The organism is Nostoc sp. T09, assembly GCF_002154695.1.
GTDB lineage: Bacteria > Cyanobacteriota > Cyanobacteriia > Cyanobacteriales > Nostocaceae > Aulosira.
Map to the genome: position 1 here is coordinate 17236 of NZ_MTAV01000262.1, position 26502 is coordinate 43737.

At 39.8% G+C, this 26502-nt stretch carries 17 protein-coding genes and 1 CRISPR repeat array (1 of these 18 only partly in view); of the genes, 2 read left to right on the plus strand and 15 right to left on the minus strand.

Annotation, left to right across the window (positions count from 1 at the left end; genetic code table 11):
- Window positions 1-1339: direct repeats of the CRISPR family, unit length 37 nt; unit sequence GTTCCAATTAATTAAAATCCCTATCAGGGATTGAAAC; it begins 506 nt to the left of the window's first position.
- Window positions 1340-1437: 98 nt separating this feature from the next.
- A complete protein-coding gene (locus BV372_RS34280; protein WP_086691932.1) occupies window positions 1438-3042 on the minus strand; it encodes a peptide ligase PGM1-related protein in 1605 nt (534 codons plus the stop codon).
- A gap of 838 nt (window positions 3043-3880) precedes the next feature.
- Here BV372_RS34280 and BV372_RS34285 point away from each other — a divergent pair.
- Window positions 3881-4138 (plus strand): hypothetical protein, encoded by a 258-nt coding sequence (locus tag BV372_RS34285; RefSeq protein WP_086691935.1) that lies wholly within the window; start codon window positions 3881-3883, stop codon window positions 4136-4138.
- A 342-nt stretch (window positions 4139-4480) separates the two neighbouring features.
- Here BV372_RS34285 and BV372_RS34290 read toward each other — a convergent pair whose 3' ends face one another.
- The 13 genes from BV372_RS34290 to BV372_RS34345 all read right to left on the minus strand — a co-directional run bounded on the left by BV372_RS34290 (window position 4481) and on the right by BV372_RS34345 (window position 21726).
- A complete protein-coding gene (locus BV372_RS34290) occupies window positions 4481-5095 on the minus strand; it encodes a CP12 domain-containing protein (RefSeq protein ID WP_086691938.1) in 615 nt (204 codons plus the stop codon).
- A gap of 127 nt (window positions 5096-5222) precedes the next feature.
- Window positions 5223-5738 carry a DUF3122 domain-containing protein gene (locus BV372_RS34295; RefSeq protein ID WP_086691941.1) on the minus strand — a complete coding sequence of 172 codons (516 nt, stop codon included), beginning with the start codon at window positions 5736-5738 and terminating at the stop codon, window positions 5223-5225.
- 215 nt (window positions 5739-5953) lie between these two features.
- The gene (locus BV372_RS34300; protein ID WP_086691973.1) at window positions 5954-6487 is read right to left on the minus strand and encodes a universal stress protein; all 534 of its coding nucleotides are present in this window, start codon (window positions 6485-6487) and stop codon (window positions 5954-5956) included.
- Between the two features lie 444 nt (window positions 6488-6931).
- Window positions 6932-8416, minus strand: a complete 1485-nt coding sequence (locus BV372_RS34305) for a DUF5009 domain-containing protein (protein WP_256973631.1) — start codon at window positions 8414-8416, stop codon at window positions 6932-6934.
- Between the two features lie 75 nt (window positions 8417-8491).
- On the minus strand, window positions 8492-9412 hold the full coding sequence (locus BV372_RS34310) for a polysaccharide deacetylase family protein (protein WP_086691943.1): 921 nt from the start codon (window positions 9410-9412) through the stop codon (window positions 8492-8494).
- Between the two features lie 588 nt (window positions 9413-10000).
- Window positions 10001-14794: a non-ribosomal peptide synthetase gene (locus BV372_RS34315; RefSeq protein ID WP_086691946.1), complete on the minus strand. Its 4794-nt coding sequence runs from the start codon at window positions 14792-14794 to the stop codon at window positions 10001-10003.
- Window positions 14795-15943: 1149 nt separating this feature from the next.
- The gene (locus tag BV372_RS34320; protein ID WP_086691949.1) at window positions 15944-16390 is read right to left on the minus strand and encodes a hypothetical protein; all 447 of its coding nucleotides are present in this window, start codon (window positions 16388-16390) and stop codon (window positions 15944-15946) included.
- A gap of 113 nt (window positions 16391-16503) precedes the next feature.
- Window positions 16504-17742 carry an anhydro-N-acetylmuramic acid kinase gene (locus BV372_RS34325; protein ID WP_086691952.1) on the minus strand — a complete coding sequence of 413 codons (1239 nt, stop codon included), beginning with the start codon at window positions 17740-17742 and terminating at the stop codon, window positions 16504-16506.
- A 104-nt stretch (window positions 17743-17846) separates the two neighbouring features.
- Complete coding sequence (locus BV372_RS35740) at window positions 17847-18122, minus strand: hypothetical protein (protein ID WP_143845498.1); 276 nt, start codon at window positions 18120-18122, stop codon at window positions 17847-17849.
- 319 nt (window positions 18123-18441) lie between these two features.
- Window positions 18442-19359 carry a tetratricopeptide repeat protein gene (locus tag BV372_RS34330; RefSeq protein ID WP_086691956.1) on the minus strand — a complete coding sequence of 306 codons (918 nt, stop codon included), beginning with the start codon at window positions 19357-19359 and terminating at the stop codon, window positions 18442-18444.
- A gap of 90 nt (window positions 19360-19449) precedes the next feature.
- Window positions 19450-19782 (minus strand): cytochrome c6 PetJ, encoded by a 333-nt coding sequence (petJ, locus tag BV372_RS34335; RefSeq protein ID WP_086691959.1) that lies wholly within the window; start codon window positions 19780-19782, stop codon window positions 19450-19452.
- A gap of 219 nt (window positions 19783-20001) precedes the next feature.
- Window positions 20002-20511 carry a GNAT family N-acetyltransferase gene (locus BV372_RS34340; RefSeq protein ID WP_179198333.1) on the minus strand — a complete coding sequence of 170 codons (510 nt, stop codon included), beginning with the start codon at window positions 20509-20511 and terminating at the stop codon, window positions 20002-20004.
- 78 nt (window positions 20512-20589) lie between these two features.
- A complete protein-coding gene (locus BV372_RS34345; RefSeq protein ID WP_086691965.1) occupies window positions 20590-21726 on the minus strand; it encodes an RpoD/SigA family RNA polymerase sigma factor in 1137 nt (378 codons plus the stop codon).
- Window positions 21727-22562: 836 nt separating this feature from the next.
- On the opposite strand from BV372_RS34345, the gene priA reads away from it, so the two are divergent.
- Window positions 22563-25139, plus strand: a complete 2577-nt coding sequence (gene priA / locus BV372_RS34350) for a primosomal protein N' (RefSeq protein ID WP_086691968.1) — start codon at window positions 22563-22565, stop codon at window positions 25137-25139.
- A 227-nt stretch (window positions 25140-25366) separates the two neighbouring features.
- Here priA and BV372_RS34355 read toward each other — a convergent pair.
- Window positions 25367-26502: calcium-binding protein (locus tag BV372_RS34355; RefSeq protein WP_143845500.1), on the minus strand; the 1136-nt coding region annotated here is incomplete at its 5' end.

Sequence of the window (26502 nt, forward strand, 5' to 3'; positions counted from 1 at the left end):
GGATATGGTTCCAATTAATTAAAATCCCTATCAGGGATTGAAACATTCAATTGGCAATTAAAAAGATTCAAACAGCAGGGTTCCAATTAATTAAAATCCCTATCAGGGATTGAAACGGCAAAGATTCTCAAGCTGCTTTTGCTATTCAGGGTTCCAATTAATTAAAATCCCTATCAGGGATTGAAACTGTTTTAGTCGATTATTCTGTTGTAGAAGCTGGTTCCAATTAATTAAAATCCCTATCAGGGATTGAAACTAAAAATCCCTTAGCATCATCCCGACTTACGATGTTCCAATTAATTAAAATCCCTATCAGGGATTGAAACACGCTGTTGTTTAATCTGGGGGTTGAATGACGCAGATGGTTCCAATTAATTAAAATCCCTATCAGGGATTGAAACTCGCTGGTTATGGGGAAACAATTGGAAGCGGATAGAGTTCCAATTAATTAAAATCCCTATCAGGGATTGAAACCAAGCATATAAAGGCTTTTGCCACTTCCGAATTTACGTTCCAATTAATTAAAATCCCTATCAGGGATTGAAACATTAGGAGTAGTTAGTGCGGGAATTGTCAGTACAAGCAGTTCCAATTAATTAAAATCCCTATCAGGGATTGAAACTTGTCATCCCTGGAATTCTGGACACAATCGGACAGCGTTCCAATTAATTAAAATCCCTATCAGGGATTGAAACCACCCTCGCACTCAATGTATTTAGCCCAGAAGCGTTCCAATTAATTAAAATCCCTATCAGGGATTGAAACGATGCTGTAAGCGGTGGCGCGTGTTGCGCGCGCGTTCCAATTAATTAAAATCCCTATCAGGGATTGAAACTTAGCTTTGCCCTTTTCTGTTTTTGCCCCTGTTGAGTTCCAATTAATTAAAATCCCTATCAGGGATTGAAACAAGTATCAGCTTAGGGTGTAAGTAAAAATCCCCAGTTCCAATTAATTAAAATCCCTATCAGGGATTGAAACAGTGCGGCTGGAAAGAAAAGCAAGAAATCCAGACGGTTCCAATTAATTAAAATCCCTATCAGGGATTGAAACAAGTTTAGATTTTTCTAAGCTGGCCCGTTTTTTCTGTTCCAATTAATTAAAATCCCTATCAGGGATTGAAACTGGCTGTTATTTAGCGACTGCTTCATGTCTTTAAGGGTTCCAATTAATTAAAATCCCTATCAGGGATTGAAACGGCGATTGGTCGAGTTACTGGGGTAATTACAAATGTTCCAATTAATTAAAATCCCTATCAGGGATTGAAACGAATCCAATCAAAGTTGCCGCCAATTAATCCAACGAGTTCCAATTAATTAAAATCCCTATCAGGGATTGCAACTTCTTTAAGGTTTTTTAAGCCTCTCCCCGCAACGGGGAGAGGTTTGGAGAGGGGTTCCGTTAATACATAGAATGAATTTTGACTTCTGCGTAGCGATACTAGTCGTTATATCCATCCCAAATCATCGGAAAACCATAATCTGAAAATGCAGGAAAATCTTGATAATTACTGCGGCTTTCTTCATCAAGAACTTTGACAACCTTGTTATACATATCTTCTGCTTGTTGTAGGGAATCACCGATGCTAGTTATTCCCAATTTGCCAAATTGAGAAAGACAACCCATGAGATGAAATACCGTACCTGTTTCAGTGCAGCTATCAAAGTGCAATCTGTGGTGGGCAACAATATCCATTAAATCGTTGGGTAATAATCCCTGATAGCGGTCTTTTTGGAGGTTGTCGGTCGCAATGTAGTATTTAGGACGCCCTTGCTGACTGTAAAATAATCCTGTAGATAGGTCATAGCGACCGTTCGTTAATAATTTCAGAGTCATGAAAGGATGAGTAGTGCCACCTTTACGGAGGTTAATTTCGATCGCCTGAATATCCCACTGTCCATTTTCCTGTTCAACGGCAATAAAATCTACGCCAAATCGCTCTAAAGCACCTTTTTGGGCTAGTTTTCTGCCAACTTGCAAGCCTAATTGCTGTAATTGCAACCGATAGCTTGCGTCTGCGGGAAAACGACAACCCAGATAAATCTGACCATCTGGCCCTCCTAATATTTGGTCATGGGTTGAGAGAATTTCGACTTCGCCAGTAGGTGTAATCCTTCCTTGAACGCTAGGCGATCGCTTGATTTCTCCTTCCACAAAAGCCTCAACAATCGCTCCTAATTCCGTGATGCGTCCAGAAAAATTTTCCCACGTTTCTTGAGAAGATTGAAAGCGCATAGTTGTAAAGCGATCGCTAATCGCTGCTACCCGTTCAGCAATAGAAGCTTGCCCTGGTGCTACATTCATAATTGGTCTTAAATCTAGCAGTGCATTTCCTTCTCCCGAAATGCCTTCGTTAAGTTTCACTACTATTCGTTGCAATTTCGGCTGGCGTTCCCACAAATCACTAGCAGCTTGTGCCAAATCCTGCTGATGCCAAACCCTCTCGCTACCATCTGGATGTGGTACACCGCTTTCTGCAAATATCTGCCGACTGCCACTTTTTGATCCCCAAATCTGCAAATCTGGTGCGGCTGCGTATAGCGGCACATCCAATTTTAAAGACAATTCTGCTTCCAAGTCGGTGGAATTATAACACACCATGAATGCTTTTTCTGGCCTCAAGGCTTGGCGAATTCTTTCTAGCAAACGCGGACGTTCTAAAATCTTTTGACTGAGAGGTTTAAGAGAAGAATCGTAAGTAGAAAGTAATAGTAAACGATTGCGGGCGTGAGAGAAAGGAATGCCGGGTAACAGTTGGAGATAGTAATCGATAATACTAGGATGCAGAGGCATTGATGTTACATAAATTAGCCTAGTACGAGGGTTCCGCAACCGCATTAAAGAAAATAATAATCGTTCTTCATAATGTTCACAGCCTTCTATTTTTTGGAGTTCGCGCTGGTCAATACTCAAAGAAGGAATAATTAAAATATCCGCCTCACTGTTGTCAAATAGCTCGATAGTTTTCCAGCGATGGCGTAAAGTTAATTGCAAACTGCGAAAATTATCAACCCGATCTAACTCTGAGATATTCATTTCTACCATAATCCCTACCCTGTCTTGATTTCAAGACTGTATTATTACTATGGTACATCCTTTATCTTCTGCTTTCTGGCTTAAAAATAGACACACAAACAAGGAAAGTCGGTAGCACAGTGAAATGTCAGAAGTTTATTTGGACTGTCTCCTAATAAAACACGACTGAATTAGAGATTTAGCCGTAGTTTATGCTCTCTGTCTGCGATTCAGAGATACCAGTTACTCTCCCTATAGCTGTGTTAAATACTTCGCCTACCCCACTACAACTCAGCACTATAGAACACTATATTTTGAATTTATATCTTAAGATTGAGCAAATTATAATTTTTTTACATCTAAAGAATGATAACGCTCCACTTGATAACAGCTAATTTAAAAATAGATGAGCAGGATAAATCCTTCATCACAAGAGAGTTGTTTACTTGTTGCCCGTGGTCTAATTAAGAGCCTGTGTCGAGTGTGGGGAGAATAGTATCAGCTTAGTGCATTTACCAGCTATAAGTAAGCTTGGCGAATATCTAGGGTAGAATAGCCTAAACTTACAAATATCAAGTAAAGAACAAAGCAAAAAGTAACCCTTGGATTGAGTTTTTCGATTCAAGGGTTAGTTTTATAAGCAGAAGATCTGGATTAAGGATTTTTCTTCAAAAACAAAAATATGCAAGTTAAATTTGCATTAGCCCAGTACTATATCGATACCATCTGATTTGATCAAAGTCGAGAAGAAAGAAAATTAAAAATTTTGAATTTGCTGAATCTGTGTCCACCATTAGAGGGATGATTATATCCTCAATAATTGATAATCTACTCATACAAAAACACGTAATAAATAGTAAGTAGATATATGGCATCCACAACACCATTGCAAGGCACAGAGTTAGTAGATTGTGCTAGAGCAAATGCCAAACAAGGAATTGAAACAGCTGCTTACCAATGCGGTTATGGTAGCGATCTCAATAGATTTGCCAAAGAACTAAGGCAAGCTTGTGAAGGAATGAACTTACAAGTTAAAGAACTCACTGAACTGATTACCGACCAGGATTTGATTCTAGAAATAGGAACTGGTGAAGTCGTTGCGCCTGATTCAGCTTCCGAACTGTAAAGAAATTTTTGAATTCCTAAGAACTAAAATTAGTGGTGGGTGCAATGCCCCACCCTAGAGCGATCGCTTCAATCAAGATTCAGGAATCTCAAAAGCCAATAAGAAGCTGAATGGTATTCAACAGACATCAAATCTAACTGACGAAAATTTGTATATATTAAAGTTTTGCCGTAAGAATTCAGCACCTAGGAGTCAGAAGTCAGAATTTAGAGGTAATCTAGTAGATTAGTAAATTGATTCATCAAATATTTCTCCTCATTCCTTAACCCTTCTGGCTCCTGAATTCTGACGGATGTATTCTTACGTTTTGCCCATCAGCTTTTCACCGCTAATTCAGCAGTTCTAAAAATCATACATTCTGGCTTCTAAGGCTTCTGGATATTCATCGCAATAATCATCAAAAGCTGTTTTAACAAACTTTTCAGATCGTTGGTGCGCTATCTCTGCTTGCAGTTCCTCAACAACATCCCACGCAGCAGCACATTCTTGTGAACGAGCACCTGTCTGAGCGCACATCATCCGAGCCTTCTTAATTTCATCCTGTAATTCTTGTTCTAGTAGAATTGTTCGCGGTTGTTCGAGAAAATGACTGTGAGCCAGAAGATCGGTAAGTGAGATAATACCCAGCAGTTCGCCCTGGATAACTGGCGCTCTGTGGAGATGATGATCGGCAAATAACCGTGCTACATATTCCAAACCGAGATCGGGATTGATGGTGATACAAGGCTTAGTCATTACTTCGTAGACACGCATCGTTTGGGGGTCTTTTCCATAAGCAATTACCTTATAAGCGATGTCACTCTCGCTAATAATGCCGTAAGCATCTTGTTCGTGGCGACGCTCTACAATTAACGCTCGCCAGTCTCTTGACCTCAATAACCTAACAGCTTCAGCTACTGTTGCCGAACTACGAATTGTGGCCACATCTTTAGTCATGATATCTGCTGCTTTCAACATAATTAATCTCCAAAAAATCTTTAATGATGCTGCAAACTCGGTTGCACATCTGTGTTTGCAAAAGACTATTTATAAGTTGAGAATGCGACCTATTACTGGGATTACCTGACAGTAAATAAAGAACAGGCTAATTGCTAACTACTGTTTGCCATTCTTCCATTACAGATTGAGGAACTGAGATATTAATAAAGTGCTGACCAGGCAAAGGAATACTAAGTAGTAGCTGTTCTACTGGTAATTTTGGCAGTATATCCTTGAAATCATACTGTCCAATGGTAGGTACTGGTGCTTCCGCCAAGAAAACATCAGGAGCAGTCAATATCTCACCTGTAGCTTTGGTAATTCTCAATGGTTGTGGATGAATTAGTTCGGCTGAACCAGGAAACCCTACCAACCGCAGATTTACACTCGGTGGGCAATCAGGATAAACTTGCTTCCACAAAATCACCTGCCAAACATTTCCCGATTGATCCTCTAATTTTAGCTGTGAGCGATAAATTACTTCTCCTGGTACTGCTTCTAATCGACTAATAGCAGCGATCGCGGTTTTAGAAGCGCTAATTTCTAAACCCAGGAATATGAATATTGTCAATATCCCTAGCAATAGCAGCCACCAAAATGTTTGTAGAAAGCGACGCAACATCAGGTGTTCCTCCTCTGCTTTAGAATCAAGATTCAAGGATTAAGAGTGATTAGTTATTTTTTTGCCACTCCCCCTGATTCTGCTTGTCTCCTCGATCCCTGTTCTCTGTTTTCAACATAGATTTCCAAGGGCGATCGCGCCACAACGCTCGTCATCAAAATTAATGCATCATGCCCTATTTTCAAGCTGCACTTTGCTGTGCAGCTATAAATTTTTCATTGGTTAACATTAGCAGGTTCTTGAACAACTTCTTCAGCTTGGGGAACCTTACTTGGAAGATGAACAACATGGACTGAGCAAGGAGCATGATGAAGGACGTAGTTACTCACGCTACCAAGAAATAGTTCCGTTAGCCCTGAGCGACCCCGACGCCCCATGACAATTAAATCAGCACCCCAATTAGCCGCTAATTGAGAGATCAGCCGACCAGGGCTACCAACTTGTTGGGTAAATTCTGCATTAACTCCTGCTGTGTTTGCTTGGGCACAGAAAGATTGTAATAACTGGACACCTTGATTTTTAAATTTATCCCATTGCTTTTGGTAGTGCTCGAAGCTTTGACTACCCACACCTGGATAATAGTCAAAATTGGCTAGTAGCGGTGCGTAAGGGCTACCATCTTCTTCCGCAGATAGGACATGCAGTAGCATTAAACTAGCTCCTGTTACCTTTGCTAAAGCCAAGGCTTGCTCAAAAACCTGTTTCCCCATTGGTGAACGATCCAACGCAACTAAAATTTTAGTAAACATATATACCTCTACTTTTTGTTGATCAATGGTCATTGAGGTTTCTAGCTTCTATTTCGCAAGTGTGTTTGGTAACTTATAGATACAGTTCTTTTAGTCGTTACCTTGAGTGTTTTGGTAAGCGCTTTTTTAGATCCAGTTTGTATACAGTTATGTTATAGAACACAAATTTGAGGAACTTGTGAGGATCGCAAAATCTCTCATATTAAAATAAGATACTTCATGAATAAATCTTTATCTAAGATTCTCACTAGTGCAGCTTGGCAGAAATAACTAGCTAATTACAAAAGCTTAAAAAGTTTATGAATGAAGGTTGATGCGATTTTGAACACACCTACTTACCATTTCCTCAACATTTAGATGCGTTTGTCCTGCACTTTAAGAGAGACAGAACAAACTTCAGGGGTTTCTTTTCTTGAGCGATTGTAGCTATCGGCTGTATATATTTTATGTTTTCCAAAACAGCTTGTATCCAGTGAACAGGCTTGTTAGCAAAGCGATAGGTAAGGTGTACAAAATTCCTTTAATTACTCCCATCACAGGCGTTGTAGTGTTTGCAATAATTACATCTTCTAACCCAGTAATTTGTAATATTGGCCAGACAAAATTAGCAAAAGCAACATAAGCAATCATTGGATTTTGTCCATTATCAATTAATATAGCCAGCCATTTTTTAAATTTAAAAATATCAATCAAAATAGTAAATATTATTAATATAAAAATAGCAATTGCAGTAGTTACGAAATAATAACTATATGTAGAAGGGTCTTTATGAATCCCACCTTGAAAAGGCTCAAAAAACAAGCCAATAAATAACCAGTAAACTCCCCACTGATAATACTGCTTGAGCAAATAGTCTATATCGGTTTCTGGCTGGGCAAATAAGAACCAGCTAGCAGCAGAAATTACAACACTTACCAAAGTTGTTTGCCAAAGCCAACGACCTTGTAATCCAACCAGCAACACCAAACAAATCATCAGCATGGATAAGATAATGAGCCAGAGACGTTGCTTGAAGCGAGGGGTTTGAAAATGTTGATTTGCTACGACTTCATCAGATTCAGTATTTCTTGCTATCCAGCTTAGTAACAACTCTCCGATAATAGTTCCAGGAATGATAATAAATAAATACTTCAGGTAATAAAACTGAAAAATCCAAGAGTAATTTAAATCATAGCCAAAAATCCGTACAGATGAAGCTGTCCAAAAATCTTTGATCCAGCTATTAGATGAAGCGGATAGTTGCAGAGCAATCAAATAGCCCATTAATCCTAAGCGTAATAGCAAATTGGTACGAGTTAACAACCAAGCTAGAGAGCCAAAAACAGCCATATTTGCTAAGGCTATAAGAATAGGATCGCTGCGCTCAAGTAAAAAACCTTTACCACCATATTGAAAGTGAGAAATCAAAGCTATGGTAGCAATTAATCCGCCTATATTTAGCCAAGCGCCATACTTACTCCACTTCCCCAAAATAGACCAACGCCCAAATATTAAGAACAACAAAATAAAACCTAAAATTGCTACATACCATGTTGCTTGAGTCGGGTTTTTATTAATAGTGAAGGGACGAAGATGTTGAAGAATTATGGCAAATGTCCCTAACATTAACCCTCGCTTTAAAACGTACAGAATAATCCTTGCAACACTCCAACCTTGAGTTAGACGGCGTGATAGTGCTAGGGGTATAGCTGCACCCATTGCAAACAAGAATAGGGGAAATACCACATCTACCCAGGTTAAGCCAGCAATCTGAGGATTAAAGTTATGGGTAGGAGGTGGCTCTTGAGCATGATACATCCAAGCAGGCAAAATCTTGTATCGGATTGTGCCTGAAAAGACCATTGCTAAGATAGCAAATCCTCGGAGTGCATCTAAGGCATCAGCGCGTTTTAAAATTGTGGTGGGAACAGTGCGATTTTCCTGAGTCAATGATAGTACCTTGAGCTTGATTTAGTATTAATGTTGATAAATTAAAATACCGATAAATGAATAGCCTTTTAAGGTTTACCTCTGAATAATGCTAAAAGAGCGACTAGCCATTTGAATTAATCTTGCGGTTGTTTTGTTTCTATTTACTGTTAAACGCGAAATCCGGTATTTATCATTTAACCAACGGAACCTTAAGATTGTGCTGTTATAAAGATAACCGGATTGGTAGTATTTACTAGCATAAGTTTCTACTTGATGATTCATAGAGCCATAGGGATATGCAATGTGTGCGGCGATTTCCTGCTCTGGAGCTAATCCAGCCATGCATTCCCTGAGGTGAGTTTGAGCTTGGGCCAGTTCTTGATTCAAATCCTGCACAGTCAGTGTAACCAAGTTTTTGTGGCTCTGACCATGAGATTGAATATCATAAAATCCCTTTTTAAATCCGGTTCTTAAATCCTCACAACTCAAATAAGTTGTGGATGGATGATTAACTTTAGATAGAGTCCCAGGATTTACAAATAGAACAACTTTAATTTTTTGATTGAACTCTTTTTCTAACCTTTCTAAAATCGGAATAAGATTAGTATAAACTGTTTTATAGCTGTCATCAAAGCTTAACATAATAGGTTTTTTGCCTACATATTTTTCTGGAATATCTTGAGAACAGTTAATAAAGTAATCATACATTTCTTGTGTAGATAGAAACCAATAATTATTAGCAGCTAAATCCTCTAGAAACTCTTCTAGATTTTGCATAGGATAAGCCATTCTCTGAGCTATGGGGTTCTGAGCTATTCCCAGATTAGAATTATTTAAATCAACAATGCCATGAAATCCCAAAATAGGAATTCTCGGAGCATTTATATATGAAAGAGTTATAAGAAGGGTAAAAAAGAATACAATACTATATAAGGAAAAAAATTGAAAATCACCTATTTTTTTACGGGAGAATCTTTGGCGTTTTGATTTTTGACGCTCTAATTTAAAAAGCATTTTTAGTGAGGAAGTATTACTAGATATTTGTACTTATAATCTGTCAAATTAAAAAATTCTGTATATCTAGTTGACTGACAAAAAAACCACGAATATGGAGAAATTTAGGCTTTAAATTTAAAACCAAAATATCTCTATAGTTTTTGCACTTAATTCGTGGATTATACAATCAACGCCTGAACCGTTCCTGACAGCTTGGGAAAAATATAGCACGGCTTCTGTCGTAATGGCAGGGTTGTAAAATGTTCTTACACATCAATCTTTATTTCCCCTTACCTTAGCCTAGGAAAAGGTGCGCATTCTGCAAGCAGCCACTCCGCGTCTAAAATGACATTACTAATATTAAGCGATTGCTAAAATATTGTCTTAATGCACCTGAAGTCTGATGTTTCAAAAACTCCAATATGGAGATTTCCTTGTTAAAAATGGTTTGCAGCAATTCACGTAGCTGGAATAAAGGCAAAGAATGTCAACCTAAATCAAAAAATTGTGATCGCGTCCAACTTTGTCTAGTTGGAAGATTTTTCGCCAAACATCGGCGATCGCTTTATACTTTCAAATGCTGGAGATTTCGCCTCAGATATACTCTCAGTTGATGGGTAAACTCTTCTGTGCTAAACGTTCTGCATCGTTGAGCAAACGGATTTGTGCCAATTTTTGGTTAGAATCAGTAGCAATGGCTGCTAACAAAGTTTGAAATTGCTCGCTCATGCGAGCGATCGCCTGACGCTCAAATAAGTCGCTATTATACTCCCAAGTAGCTTTAAGTCCAGTTGCAGTTTCTACCATTGATAGAGTCAAATCAAACTTCGCTGTCATTGGCTCTATATTGATGGGAGTTACAGAAATTCCGGGTAGTTCCCAAGGACGAGAGGCGGATTCTAAATTAAACACAACTTCCAGCAATGGACTCTGGGTAAGAGAACGATCTGGTTGTAAGGTTTTCATAAGTTGCTCAAAAGGAACATCCTGGTGAGCATAGGCTGCTAATGCTACCTCGCGTACCTGATTCAGCAGTTCCCTAAAACTAAAATTTTCTGAAATCTTGAACCGCAGCATGAGAATATTGACGAACAACCCAATGAGGGATTTAGTATCCTGGTGGTGGCGGTTGGCAATGGGAGAACCAACTAAAATATCTTCGCGATCGCTATAGCGATATAGCAAGGTGACAAATGCTGCTAGCAAAGTCATAAACAGCGTTACACCTGATTGCTGGCTCAGGGTTTTTATTTGCTGGGAGAGATGAGCATCAATATCCAACTCTAAGCTGCTACCCTTAAATTTATGCAAGGCTTTTCGCGGTTTATCTGTAGGTAGTTGCAGCAATGGTTGCACATTTAATAACTGCCGAGTCCAGTAGTTAAGTTGTCGTTGTAATACTTTTGTTGTTAACAACTCCCACTGCCAAAGCGTATAGTCTACATACTGAATAGGTAAACCTGGTAAGGGAGAAGGCTTATCTGCACAGAAGGCTGGATACAAGCTAGATAACTCTTGCAGCAAAATCCCCATCGACCAAGCATCACAAACAATATGATGTATGGTCAGCAGTAAGACGTATTCCAATTCTGATATTTGCAACAGCTTGGCTCGGATCAGAGAATCTTTAGCCAAGTCAAAGGGTATATGGGCTTCTATTTTGGCTAACTGTTGTACCTCGTTGTCTTGGTCTGGTGAATTCTGCAACTTAACCACAGATAAGCTAATAGTGGCAGTAGGATTAATCACCTGTACTGTCAAACCATTAACTACCTGAAAGTGACTCCGCAAGCTGGCGTGACGTTGAACAATTTCCTGGATGCTACGCTCTAGAGCATTGATATTTAAATTGCCGACAAGCCGGACTGCAAGTGGCATATTGTAAGTTGCATTTTTTCCTACCACCTGATCGAAAAACCAAAGTCTTGCTTGGGCAAAAGATAGAGGAAATTCTGTTTGGTCTTGTGAAACAGGAGCGATAGCAGGTACTATATGCCTCAAATCTGTTTGACGATAACTAGTAATTAACCTTTCTAGTTCGGCTACTGTCGGCGCTTCAAACAAACAGCCCAAGGGTAGTTCTATCTGATAAGCTTGCCGCAACCGGGAAATAACTTGCATCGCCAGGAAGGAATGTCCTCCCAAGGTAAAGAAGTTGTCGTAAATTCCAATTTCTTCCAAACCTAGGACTGTGGCAATAATATCAGCAATCACAGCTTCCGTAGGTGTGTGCGGCGGTACAAATTGATTTTCCCGTTCTAAATTGAGATCAGCTTCAGGTAGTGCCCTGTGGTTAACATTTCCATTGGGTGTGAGGGGAATGTGTTTGAGAATCACAAAGGTTGTCGGCACCATGTACTCTGGCAGTTTTTGCTGCAAAAAACTACGTAGTGCAGTTGATTTTAAAGTACAGGTTTTTTCTTTACTGGCTTCCTCTGATGGTACAACGTAAGCAACTAAGTATTTCTCTTTGGATGAGTTGGTGTTGATTGTGACTACGGACTGCTGTACCTTTGGATGCTGAGCAAGTACATTTTCGATATCTTCTAGCTGAATACGGAAACCCCGGATTTTCACTTGCTGGTCAATTCGTCCCAGAAATTCTATGTTGCCATCTGGTAGATAGCGGGCGAGGTCACCAGTTTTGGACAAGCGTGCGCCAAGCTGAGAGCTAAATGGATGGGGGATAAAAGTTTTTGCTGTCAGATCTGGTTGGTTAAAGTAACCCCTCGCTAGTCCATCGCCACCAATGTAGAGTTCTCCAGGTATGCCAACTGGTACTGCCTGTAATTGCGCATCGAGCAAATACACTTGAGTATTGGCAATTGGGCGACCGATGGGAACAGTAGCATCAATATTAGATGCATCCGTTAGTTGGTAACAGCAGGTAAGAACCGTATTCTCTGTTGAACCATAACAATTAATTAGCTTTAATTCTGGGGCAGCGTGCAAAAGTTTCTTAACGTGGGGAACAGATAAAACATCTCCCACTGCTAGTAGTTGCTTTAACTTTTTTAATTCTGCCAGGTGCTCATCTACCATTAAACGAAATAATCCGGCCGTCAGGCACAGAGTTGTCACCTGATGTTGTCGAATTGCTTGTGCCAACTCTAGCAAAGACGGAGTGTGGGAAGGCGCGATCGCTAAACGTGCTCCATTGAGTAAGCTACCCCAAATTTCTAGCGTTGCCGCATCAAAAGTAATGGGAGCTAACTGAAGAAAAACTTCTTCTTTAGTAAAGTTGGCATAGTTATTACCTTTAACTAAAGACACTACACCTCGATGGGTGATGCTCACACCTTTGGGTTTGCCAATAGAGGCAGATGTATACATGACATAAGCTAAATTTGCCGATGTCATTGATGGTGACGGGTTTTTTTGGCTGTGTTGCGCAATGATGTTCTCGTCTGTATCCAGGCAAACTAGATGTGCTTGATGTGTAGGTAAAGTTTCCAGCAATTGTGTTTGCGTCAGCAACACTGAGACTTGAGTTTCTTCTAATATGTCTGCCAAGTCTTCTTGAGGAGAGGTAGGATCTATGGGCACGTACACACCACCCGCTTTAAGAATCCCCAAAATTCCGATAATCATTAACACAGAGCGCTCTACACAAATCCCTACCAGAGCTTCTGTCCCGACGCCTAGAGATTGCAAGTAGTGCGCTAGCTGATTGGCTTTTTGATTTAATTCTTGATAGGTGATCTGTTGGTCTGTAAATACCAAGGCTACTGCATTTGGTGTCAATTCTACCTGCTGTGCAAATAACTCATGGATGCATTTATCTTGAGGATATTCTGTGTTGTTTTTATTCCATGCAACTAATAATTGATGTCTTTCAGTTGCTGTTAACAAAGAGAATTCTCCAAGGCGTTGCTCTGGGTTGGTGGCAATTCCCTTTAGTAAAGTCTGGTAATGACTTTGCATCTTAGCGATAGTTGCAGAATCAAACAAGTCGGTACTATATTCCCAAGCAACGTAGAAGTCATTACCTGCTTCCATAATCCTCAAGTTAATGTCAAATGCCGCTCCCCGCTGTGCTCCGAGATGCGGCAAAATTTCAATTTCCATCCCCTGTTGTTCGAGATTTTTAGAAGTTTGAAAACTGCGATATTTATGCCAACTAAAACACGTAGACACGAGGGGAGAACGACTGCGATCGCGCTCAATTTTTAATTGTTCAACTAAAAAAGAAAAAGGAGCCTCTTGATGCTGGAGCACTCCGATTACTATGCTGCGTAACTGAATTAGTAATTCTTTGAAGGTTGGGTTCCCAGCTAAATGAGCACGCAAGACATTTATATTAGTAAAATAACCAATAATTTTCTGAAACTCTTTGCTACCCAACCTACCTGCTATGGGAGTTCCTACCAGAATTTCTTCTTGACCTGTATAACGGTAAAGTAGAGCAAAGAATGCTGTTAGCATAACTGTATAAAGAGAAGCTCTTTGAATGTTTTTTAGCTTCTTCAGTTTTTGAATCAGTTCTGGGTCTAACTTGAAAATAGCGGTATCGCCCCGATAACTTTGCACTGGGGGGTAAGGTCGATGCCTATAGCGAGCTTCGCTAACGATAGGCAAATTTAAAGTTGGTAATACACCTTCTAGCTGTTTGTGCCAATATTCCCAAAGTTTTTCTTGGGAACTCGCCAGCATCTCTGTTTGCCAGCGCACATAGTCTGTATATTGACATTTAGGAAAGGGGATACCAAAAGAAATTGAGGATTGAGTATTAATTTCGGCAGCATACAACAGTTGGAGTTCTTCGATTAATAACTCAAAAGACCACATATCTCCAGCAATGTGGTGCATTACAATTAATTGAATGTTTCCTTGCGTTGTATTGCTAAACAGTTTTACCCGCAATACCGGACCAACTTCTAGATCAAAAGGACGATCTGTTTCTAAATAAATTTGCGACTTTAAATATTCTTCACTCCAAGAAGAAGCATCTATCACTTCTATGTCAATTTCTAGATAAGAGTGGATCTGTTGAATTGGTTGGCCGTTGCGAATCGCATAAGTAGTGCGGAGAATTGTATGGCGATCAACGAGCTGCTGCCATGCTCGTTCCCAGGCTTCTAGATCCAATTCAGAATGAATTCGCGCCGCCATAAAAATATGATAAGCAACGCTTTTTGGTGCCATCTGGTAAAGGAACCACAAGGCTTGTTGACCGTGAGAAAGTGAACAAAACGATGTGGTGTCTTCTAATTGACAAGAAGAAGAACTATCAGATTGCTTCAGGATTGCTAGTATTTCTGCTTCTTGCTCTCGCAGTTGAGCTAACAGGGCAGGAGAGAGGCTCTCTTTGACCGCTTCATAGCGTAGGCTGTTGCCCTCTGTCCAGAACTTCACGTTAAGACATCGCAGCTCTAACAACAACTCATCAACTGTTTTCATTTATATATTTTCCTTTGAGCAATCCACAGAATCTAAAATTTTTAAATAACTATCATGACCTGCGTACAACTGGACGCATCAAGAAGGGACTAGTACTATTACACGAAGTTCAAAATTCAAAATTATTATGAATATAAATTTTCTCGGTGGGTATCACTCACCAAAATTCTGGCAATACGTATATTTCAAAACTCAAGCATGAATTCTTTACCAAGATGTTTGAGAATTAATATCTCTTCATTCTTAGCCTTCATTTTTATGTTTTCATTAGAGTTAATTAAGAAATATTTTTTCACTGATTTGACTTAGCTAATTGTTCTGACTTTTTATCAGACGTTAGTTGTATTACAGTCATATGTTGTATTTGTTGATTATTAAAAAACACTAAAAGATTTAAAAACTAGATTACAAGCAAGAAAAGTTAAATTATTTTAGAAATAAATGTAATTAAAATTAAACTATGTTTACCCAGAAAACCGTAGGTTTCTTTAAATCAGGTAAAGCTCCGAAGCCCAAGCAAAACTGAATAATCTACCCTCCTTACCAAACTCCAGCTTACAAAAAGTAGGGGATTTATATAAAAATTTGGATACAAAGAAAACAGCCAAAAATTTATTTAAACGATATAACTGTTTAAGCTCAACTACAAACTGCTTAGGCAACAATATAAAAATCAATTTTGAGAAAATCGTCAGTATAAGTACTAGTTTTTTGTTATATCTGTGTTGTAAATTCAGTGATTTTACAGAATTTAGAAATGATTATTTAATATTTTAATACTGCGTTACACTAATTTTGAGATTTACACCTGACCAAGTTTCTTCGGCAAATTATGACGATTTCAGGAAAAATTTAGAAAAAATTTTTTAGAAAGTAAAAAATTCTCAGTTGTTATACTGATTGCTATTCTGAAAAATAGAAATCTTTCTTTACACTTGTGATAAATTTGAGCGTTACGAACTAGTAAGTTCATAAATGAAATGGGATTACTATAGCAGTCCTATTTCATTTGTGAAAAAACAAATTTAATTTGTATATCCTTCTTTCTCGTTCTCTATTACCTGTTCCTTCTTCCCTAACTCAACGAGTAATTTCACAACTCCTACACGGATTGCTATATATTCTCTACAGAAAGTTAGAAAAGAGGAGTTATTTTGGCTGACGCTCAAGGCTCGCTTCTATCGTACTATTTAAAAAATGACCAGCCAGAATAGCACTACTTAAATAGTAAGAATCATCTGATAATTGATGCAATGTTTCAAACCCACTACGACGTTGGCGATCGTTTAGTGCCCAGTAACGCTGCACAATTGTTGATACACCAATCAAACCCTCGCCTTCAACCTGTCCTAAAGAATTATGTTGGAGTAAAAAAGTATATTGGCGCTCTCCATCATCTAAACGCCCCTTATACTGCAAAGAGATTTCCGAGCGATCGCTACCTGGAAAAATCAGCTTTGTCGCCATTGTAAACCAGTTATCTCGATTCCAAGCCACCAAGATCATACCTTTGACATTAATCGGCATACTATTGCGTTCCAGCCAACTTCCTTGTAGTGTCCAGCGTCCGGGTTGCATTAAAAAAGTATGAGCCACCTTGTTATGTTCCTTGTCTTGCTCGAGTACCGCCAAGACATAAAGATATATTTGAAACGCAAAAATGTCAGGCGATCAATAAGTTAAAGTATAGCCTTCAGAAATTTGGAGTGCTAAGTTGTTAACTCAATACTGGGGTAAATTTCTCCCAAAAGCACTTCTTGAGGCGCACCCGTGGCGCTAGGTAAGTTCCCAGGAATACCTAATTGTCGCCAATAGGCTAAAACGGCAAAAGCGATCGCTTCTTTAAAATCTGCACTCAAACCAACTTCATCTGTAGTCAAAACGGGCACAGATGGTAATAAAGACTGTAAGCGCTGTTTCAAATAAAGATTGCGACTACCGCCACCACATAATAATACGCGATCGGGAAGTTGTGGCAAAAAGGTACGGTAACTATGAACAATCGATGCAGCAGTGAGTTCTGTTAGCGTTGCTAGTATATCCGCGGGACTGAGTTGGTATGCTTCAGCAGCTTGTAAACACTGTTGTAGATAAGTTACACCAAATAACTCTCTACCTGTAGATTTAGGCGGTGGTAGTTGAAAGTAATCTTGGGTTAGCCATTGTTCTACTAAAGGCTGACAGGGAGTGCCAGTTGCTGCCCACTGACCATTTTCATCGTAAGTTTTAGCACCATTTGTTAGATGCTCTACAGCTAAATCCAATAGGCTATTTCCTGGGCCCGTATCCCAGCCACGCATTTTTTCCAGCCAATTGTCACGGCGCGGCGGAATATAAGCAACATTACCAATGCCACCGATATTTTGTATACAACGTGCTTCCTGGGGATGACTGAGCAAATAAGCGTCAACTCTTGGAACTAGAGGCGCACCATGTCCGCCAATAGCAATATCAGCAACACGGAAATTACTCACAGTTGTAATCCCCGCCAAATGAGCAATCAAATCACCGCGACCGAGTTGCAGCGTGTAACCCAAAGAAGATAAGGGGATTGTTTTTGATAAAATTGACCCGTCCCCTTGTCCCCACGTCCCCTTGTCCATCTTCTGGGGTGGTCGATGGTAAACTGTCTGACCGTGGGAGCCAATCAAACTAGCTGGTTGATAACCAATTTGAATATTTTGAGCAGCTTCAGCAAAAACAAAGGCGATCGCATCATCTATTTCTGCTAATTCTGCCATCGAGATGGCTTCTCCTGCGCAAACTGCCAAGATTTTTTCTCTCAGTTCTGCGGGATAGGGATATGTTGCTCCAGCTACTAACTCAACTTTCAGATCTAATTCTTGCCCGGAAATCTCTACTAAGGCAGCATCTATACCATCAACAGATGTGCCACTAATTAAACCGATAACGCGAGTAGGTACGGTAGCTTGTTCAGTTGGATGCATTGACAGAGCTTTTTTATTGCTTGCAAGGGGTAGTTTAATTTATGCAACTGCTCATGTCAAAAAAATTGCACTAATATTGCCTGAAGTTGTACAGGCATTTATTACTATTGAACGGAGCAATGAATTTGTACACGCTCACGCCCAAGTAAAATACATTTATTCCCAAGATTCTTATTTAAAGAAACTTCACTTTGATTCTCGTTTTTAGCAGCAACTAATTTTGGCAGTAGTAGCGGCGTCCAAATAGCAATTACTGCTAAAGACAACATTGCTAATTTTATTCTCTTGTTAGCTATGTTTTCTTTTGATTTACCTTGTGTTGAGTGGCTACAGACTTTCTTGGGAGACCAGAAATGGTCATTAAAGTTATAATAACTCATCAATTAATGCTGTTCTATTCTCTTTTATTGGGGAATACTGTAGCAATCTTTTAAATAGTTGTCGAATCGATAATTCCTAATTTATAGAGATTTACTGGGTTTTTTCTCAACCCTACGCCATCTTACTCTGCATATATCTCTCTTAAGAATTATATTCTGATTGATCTCATCAGACAGTTATAAAAATTTCAAATCATACTACTTATTTCAATTTTGTATCATTTGATATGAATTTAGATCCCCGACTTTAAGAATTCGGAGATCTGGGCAGGAATGTTTCTGTTGCTGCCTTCTATCAGAGAATTAAAATAGGATTTATTTACGCAAATTCCGAAACTGAAGGTATTTGTTTTTGCATCGTTTTCAGTAAAATCAAAGCTTTTTGATAGGCCAGCTTTTCGCCTGTATGACCAAGAAACTCAGATGCTTTTTGCAAATCCGCGATCGCTCCTTGATAGTAACCTAGGTGATATCGAGCCACTCCACGGTTAACATAAGCGAGGGCATTACTGGGATTTAGCTTGATGACTTTCGAGAAATCACGTAATGCACCAAAGTTATCTCCTTTGCGACCGCAAGCACAACCCCGGTTAAAGTAAGCTCTATAATCGTTGGCATCGAGGTGAATTGCCATACTAAAATCGACCATAGCAGCTTTTAAATCTTGTAACTGCAAACGCGCTAAACCTCTATCATTGTAGATATCTGCGAGGAGTAGATTTGTGGGCTGGGAAATTTGACCCAGAGCCAGATTGTAATCAATGATTGCCTGGGAATAATTGCCCTTTGCCGCCTGAACTAGCGCTAGATTGTAGTAAGCTCGAAACTCATAAGGTTTAAGTGCGATCGCTCGATGATAATCAGCAGTTGCTGCGGCATAATCTTGTTGCCTATAGTTTGCCAACCCCCGATTTAGATAAGCCTCAGCGTTGTTGGGAGTAAAATTTATTGCTTGAGTACAATCTGCGATCGCCTGATGGTAAGCTTGGAGTTGCAGATAAGCAAGACAGCGATCGCTATACGCTTCCCCAAAATTGTTTTGAAGTTGAATTGCCTGATTTAAATCCTCAATAGCTTCCTGATAATTACTGTGTAGAATTTTATTCGCACCCAACTTCAAAAATTCCTCAGATGTGATTTGGGGGTTCGAGATAGGTGAAGCGCAGGCAGCATCCGTCGAAAAAGTAAGGAACAAAACAAAGATTGCACTGAGAAATAATCGCCAGAGATAATTCATAAGCAATATATTTGACAATTTCGACATCGCTAGAATTTAGCGGGACAAAAGCCCCGCTAGTAGATAATTTTTGCTGCTATGTTGGGTTAATTACCAACCTTTATCTGCTTGTTCAAGTACGTAAGCAGCTACATCTTCAATTTGGCTGCTATTTAAACGACCTTTAAAAGCAGGCATAGCATTTTTACCCTTTGTTACTTGGCTGATAATCGCCTCTGCTGAATACATACTGTATTTTTCCAAGGCATCTTTTTTCAGGCTCTTGTCAGCTTGAACCAAATTTTTACCACCTGCATGACAAGAAGCACAATTAGCACTAAATACTTTGGCTCCACTTACAGTGTCTGCTGCTAAAGCTGCATTACTGAAGGCAAAGGTGAAGATGGCTATGCCTAACAGTATTATTGAAAAAAACCTTTTCATTTCGTGTTTCCTCTACAACCAAAGCGTATTCGGTGCAATATTCTCCATAATTTTCAGATGAGTACTTGCCTAAGTCAAAAGACAAGCTGTCAAACTTAGTCTAACTATTTATAATGTTTAAGATAAATTTAAAATTTAACTTGAAAGCAATTCTATCTGATATAAAAATTTGTGTTATCTAGATCCCCGACTTCTCAAAAAAGTCGGGGATCTAACTTTTTACGTAGGATTTGAGACTGCTATAGCTGCTAATTGTGCCAATGCTTCTTCTGTAACTCTGCAAATTCGCCAATCATCTAAAATAGATGCTCCCATGCTGCGGTAAAATTCTTGCGCTGGCTCATTCCAATCTAATACACTCCACTCTAACCGCCCACAATTTCGCTCTACAGCTATTTGGGCTAATTTAGATAAAAGAGCCTTACCAATACCTTGACGGCGATATTCAGGTAATACAAATAAATCTTCTAGATAAATACCTGGCTTAGTCAAAAATGTTGAATAATTATGAAAAAATAGGGCAAAACCTACAGCTTGCCCTGCATACTCTGCTAATATTGCCTCAACATATTTTGGCGAGCCAAATAGATGCTCTTTAAGAGCCATAATATTGCCAGTTACTGCATGAGATAGTTTCTCATACTCTGCTAGTTGCTGAATTAGATCAAACAAAATACTGCAATCAGCAGGTTCGGCAAAACGCAAAATAAAATTGCTACGCGAAGTCATGAGTCTATGGTCTATAGTTTATAGTCCATAGTTTATATTCAACAGTGCAACCTTTTTTGCCTATTGCGTCTTACCTATTTAAATCAACCACCCTTTTAAGCGTTTTGCAATATGGGGACGCCGCAATTTTCGCATAGCTTTACTTTGAATTTGTCGCACTCGTTCGCGGGACAGATTGAACATATTGCCGACTTCTTCCAAAGTACAAGGTTCGCTGGTTGTCAACCCATAACGTAGAGAAATTACGTCTTTTTCCCTTGGGGTTAAGACATCACCCAACACTTCCCATATCTCCTGACGCATCATATGTTCATTCATTTTTGCTTCTGGAGATTGGTTATCTTCATCCTCAAGCAAATCCATCAGTTCGGTGTCTTCTTCTTTACCGACGCGGTGATTAAGGGAAAGTGCTTGACGCCTGAGTTGTTGCAATTGGCGTAATTGTTGCACATTCATTTCCAAAGCTTCTGCCATTTCAGCTTCGGAGGGATTGCGAGAAAATTTTTGTTTGAGTTCGCGTTGCGCTTTTTTAAGTTTGTTGAGTTTTTCAACAATATGGATGGGTAAGCGGATTGTTCGCGCATCGTTAGCGATCGCTCTTGTAATCGCTTGTCTAATCCACCAATAGGCGTATGTCGAAAATTTATATCCTTTATCTGGATCGAATTTTTCTGTAGCACGATTTAAGCCCATTGCGCCTTCTTGGATTAAATCTAGAAAAGGCACTCCGCGATTAAGATATCGCTTGGCAATTGAGACTACTAAGCGTAGGTTCGAGCGAATCATTTTGCGTTTCGCTACTCGACCTTGGTACAATCGACTTTCTAGCTGCCTTGCCGTCATTTCTAGCTCGGCAGCTACTTGTTCTTTAGTCGGTTGTTCTCCTAAGCTTGATTGTAAGGAATGTTGTATGTCCCTTACTTCTTCCAAAAATCTAACTCGCCGTGCTAACTCTACCTCTTCATCCGGCTTTAGCAACGGATAACGCGCCATTTCTTTAAAAAATGCGCCTACAGCATCATCATGCTCGGTTTTATTGTATCCCGAAGGACGGGCTGCTGCCATCTCATCGCCACTATCACGTTCCTCCGACTCCAGAGTTTCTGGAATTGAAGAATCGTCATCTGCCACTGCTTCTAAACTATCAAATGATTGTTCTTCATTTTCAGCAGCATTCTCCAGTAATTCCATTGTTCCCAATTCAGCAATATTCATAACTTTCCTTTAGGGATTGTTGCTTTGTTTGGTACATAATTCAGTGACAGCTGCTTGCTTGAGGCTTGGTAGTTTCCCTAAGGGAGAAATGCATATGTCCGGTAGCAAAACAAAAGTTTATGCTAATTTCTCATTAGAAGTTAAAATCAATGTCTAGCTGTCATTCCTTAGTTCCTGCTAGATAGATCTCATAACAATACTGGTCTATGCACCCACCAACTATCTCCTCATCTCCCCAACCTCTATATTCCTCATTCTTTTCTTGATCACTAAATATGTCAAATGCCCTCAAACTTTCTCAACCTTAACTCTTATAAAATTTTCAGCTAGACATCCCAAAATCTTAAATTTTTATTTAAATTTCTAAAGTTTTTTAGACTTCATTGGTTGGGAGTGATGTCAAAAATCGTAAGCTTACTGCTGAGTTTATTAGGTTTGATCGAGTTTCATGACTGACACAAAATTAGCAATTTAAAATTCGGAAATATTTTCTTTGTTTGTATAAAAGCATCTCATATACATAAATAATTGAATATCTATCAATAGTGTGAAAATCTTATACTCTATTCAGTAGATATAACAAGCATTTAGAAGATAGTGGAGGGAATGCTTTTCTTGGGTATACGAGGTATCCAATATTTATGGCATGTATAGTTGAGTTTAATTTTGCGATGTGGATTACATAAGAGGAAACTTATCAAGTATTATGAGGGATAAAAGTATTGCGAATTACAGTTTATGCCGCCAGAAAGAAAAAGTTAGATTCTTAGGAAAAAATTGACTTTTGACGAACCAGACATAAGCAATAGAAAAATCTATCTATTAAATTAGAATATATGTATATTGATGGCGTAAATTTATCCCATTTGGTAGTGCATGAGCCAGGAGAGTCGTATCAATCACAGACAAATATTAATCGTTGGATTGAAGTCTTGGTAGACTGTCCGGGAAACTTGGGGCTATTTACCTATCGATTACCTGCCCAGTTAGAAATCAAACCAGGTGATATTTTAACTGTACCCTTTGGTACACAACAAATTGGCGGGATCGCTATTCGTTTATTGACACAGCCAAATACTGATATACCAATAGAAAAAATCCGGGATGTAGAAGATGTAGTAAGTGTAGGGTTTTTTCCAAGTGGTTATTGGGAATTATTAAATAAAGTATCGACATATTACTATACACCGCTAATTCAAGCGATCAGGGTAGCTTTGCCACCGGGTTTGTTGGGGCGATCGCAGCGTCGTATCCGCTTAACTTTTTTAGGAAAGCAAAGTGGAAAAAAAGAAGACCCAAGTAACTATCTACTTACTCAACAAATTTCTCCTACTCATACATTCCTTAGTTCCTCAGCACAGCAAATTTTACAACTTTTACAAGCTCAACCAGCAGGAGACTACAGTTTTGTGTACCTCCAACAAAAAGTTAAATCTGCTCATCGTGGTGTTCGGGAGTTAATGCGATTTGGCTTTGTAGAAAGCTACTTAGAACCGCCAAGATTAACTCGACCAAAATTACAGAAAGCAGTTACCCTAATAGGCACAATCGACAGTGATTTAACTACACGTCAAAGAGAAATTATAGAAGTATTGCGAAGACGTGGTGGTGAGATATGGCACAGTGAATTATTGCAGATTTGTCATACTAGTTCCTCTACCTTGAAGACGTTGGCAAATAAAGGCTACATCGTTATCGAAGAACGGGAAGTATTGCGAACAGAACAAGGGCCTGTAGTGACAGGCGATCGCCCTAAATCTTTAACCGCGGATCAATCTACAGCCTTAGCCAGAATACAAGCCCTGGATAGATATGCTCAAGTCTTATTGCATGGAGTAACCGGTTCGGGGAAAACAGAAGTTTATTTACAAGCGATCGCACCTTTATTGAATCAAGGCAAATCTGCCCTTGTCTTAGTACCAGAAATTGGACTAACACCCCAGCTAACAGATCGTTTCCGTGCCCGTTTTGGTAATAAAGTTAGCGTCTATCACAGTGCTCTCTCGGAAGGAGAACGTTACGATACCTGGAGACAAATGCTAGCGGGAGAAGCCCAAGTAGTAATTGGCACTCGCAGTGCGATTTTTGCGCCTTTACCCAAATTGGGTTTAATTATTTTAGATGAAGAACACGACAGCAGCTTTAAGCAAGACTTCCCCATACCTACCTATCATGCGCGCACCGTTGCCCAATGGCGAGCCGAAATCGAAAATTGTCCTTTAGTATTGGGTTCTGCTACACCTTCATTAGAAAGTTGGGTGGGTTTGAGACAAGACGCGCAGACAGAAATTTTCTCCGCGTCCCCGCGTCCTCATGTCCCCGTGTCTTCCTACTACCTCTCTCTTCCCGAACGCATCAACTCTCGCCCATTACCGCCGATAGAAATAGTAGATATGCGGCAAGAGTTACAGGCGGGAAATCGTTCTATATTTAGTAGATCGCTACAAGCAGCTTTGGAACAGCTGCAAGAACAACAACAACAGGGAATTTTATTCATCCATCGGCGGGGACACAGCACTTTTGTCTCTTGTCGCAGTTGTGGCTATGTGCTGGAGTGTCCTCATTGTGACGTGTCATTGGCGTATCACCACACCGAAGACGGAGCGCCACAACTGTTACGCTGCCATTACTGTAATTATGGGCGATCGCATCCACAATACTGTCCTGACTGCGCTTCCCCTTACCTAAAATTCTTCGGTAGCGGTACTCAGCGCGTCGCCCAAGAATTATCGCGCCAATTTCCCCAACTGAATTACATCCGTTTTGATAGCGATACTACCCGCAACAAAGGCGCACACCGTACTCTACTTACCAGGTTTGCTAACGGGGAAGCACATCTATTAGTGGGTACGCAAATGCTCACCAAAGGTTTGGATTTGCCACAAGTAACACTTGTAGGTGTTGTTGCTGCTGACGGCTTGCTACATCTGTCAGACTACCGCGCCAGTGAACGAGCATTTCAAACTTTAACTCAGGTAGCTGGACGTGCTGGCAGAGGCGACGATCCCGGTAGGGTAATTGTGCAAACTTATAACCCAGAACATGAGGTAATTGAAGCAGTCAAACGCCACGATTATCAGTCTTTTTCTACTGCCGAATTAGAACAAAGACAAGCACTTAATTATCCTCCCTATGGACGCTTAATTTTGTTGCGCTTGAGCAGTCTAGATCCAATTCAAGTACAAAATACTGCTCAGATGATAGCTACAGCGTTGGGAACTTGGGAAGGATTTGAGATTTTAGGACCAGCACCAGCTAGCATTTTACGGGTAGCTAATCGTTATCGCTGGCAGATATTGATTAAATTTGCGCCTGATGAATTACCTAACTTACCAGATTGGGAGGAAGTGCGATCGCTCTGCCCTGCATCTGTGAGCTTAACTATAGATGTAGATCCTTTAAACATCATGTAATGGCAAATTTATTGTGAGGTTGGCATCTCGCTTGCCCTAATTATGCAACTTAAAAGTACATGAGATGATAACAGCAGATCTGCACAAAGTTAAAGGGAGGAATATTGTCCCTCCCTTTTTAGTATTAATGCATCAATTAATCTGGAATGTAACTTTAAATCCCCGTTCTTGATGAATTGAACGATAACCAATCACAAGAAACCAATTTAATTTGAACATCCTGACTGCTACTGAATTAAAAAATCGGTTGCTAAGAGTGATGGATGATTAGCGAGCGTCGCAAATTGAGCACCTGTACCAAAACCATTTACAGCGCCATTTTCGTTATAAAACAATTTACCATTGGCAGAATTGTAAACAATCATCGCACTGCTAATAGCGGCAGCAGTATCGTTTGTGACTTGGGTAAACTCACTGCTAACACTAAAACCATCGCCAATATTACTTTTGAGGGCAGCGAATGTATTTTTGTACAGAACAATTTTGTCAGTATTTAGAGTAAAGTCAGCAATAGTGTCAACGCCAATAGAGTTGCTATTAAAAGCAGCGTTGAGGTTATAAACAAAGTGATCGTTGCCAGTTCCACCTAAAAGGTAATCATTACCAGCACCACCTACAAGAAAGTCATTATCATTACCGCCCAGTAGCGAGTCATTGCCATCACCACCAACAAAGTAGTCATTGCCAATATCACCAGAAAGGTAGTCATTACCGTTCTCACCTAGTAGCGAGTCATTGCCAATCCCACCAAATAGGTAATCATTACCATCGCCACCCAACAGCAAGTTGTTGGCATTATTTCCTCTGATGATATTGTTGAGGGCGTTGCCGACAGCGTTAATTGCAACATCACCTGTGAAGGTAAGATTTTCTAAGGTCAAACTCAAGGTGTAGTCAACAGAGGCATATACTGAATCAATCCCAGCATTGATGTTCTCCTCAACTATGTCATTGGCACTATCAACATAGTAAATGTCATCGCCATCACCGCCCACTAAGCTATCATTGCCTGTACCACCATCAAGAATATCGTTGCCTGCACCACTGATGAGAGTGTCATTCCCATCACCACCATACAGACGATCCTTGCCTGTACCGCTTTCAAGGCTGTCATTTCCGCCAAAGCCATAGAGAAAATTATCACCTTCCCCACCCAACAGTAAGTTGTTGGCATTATTTCCTCTGATGGTATTGTTGAGGGCGTTGCCGACACCGTTAATTGCAACATCACCTGTGAGAGTGAGATTTTCTAAGGTCGAACTCAAGGTGTAGTCAACAGAGGCATAGACTGAATCAATCCCACCATTGATGTTCTCCTCAACTATGTCATTGGCACTATCAACATAGTAAATGTCATCGCCAT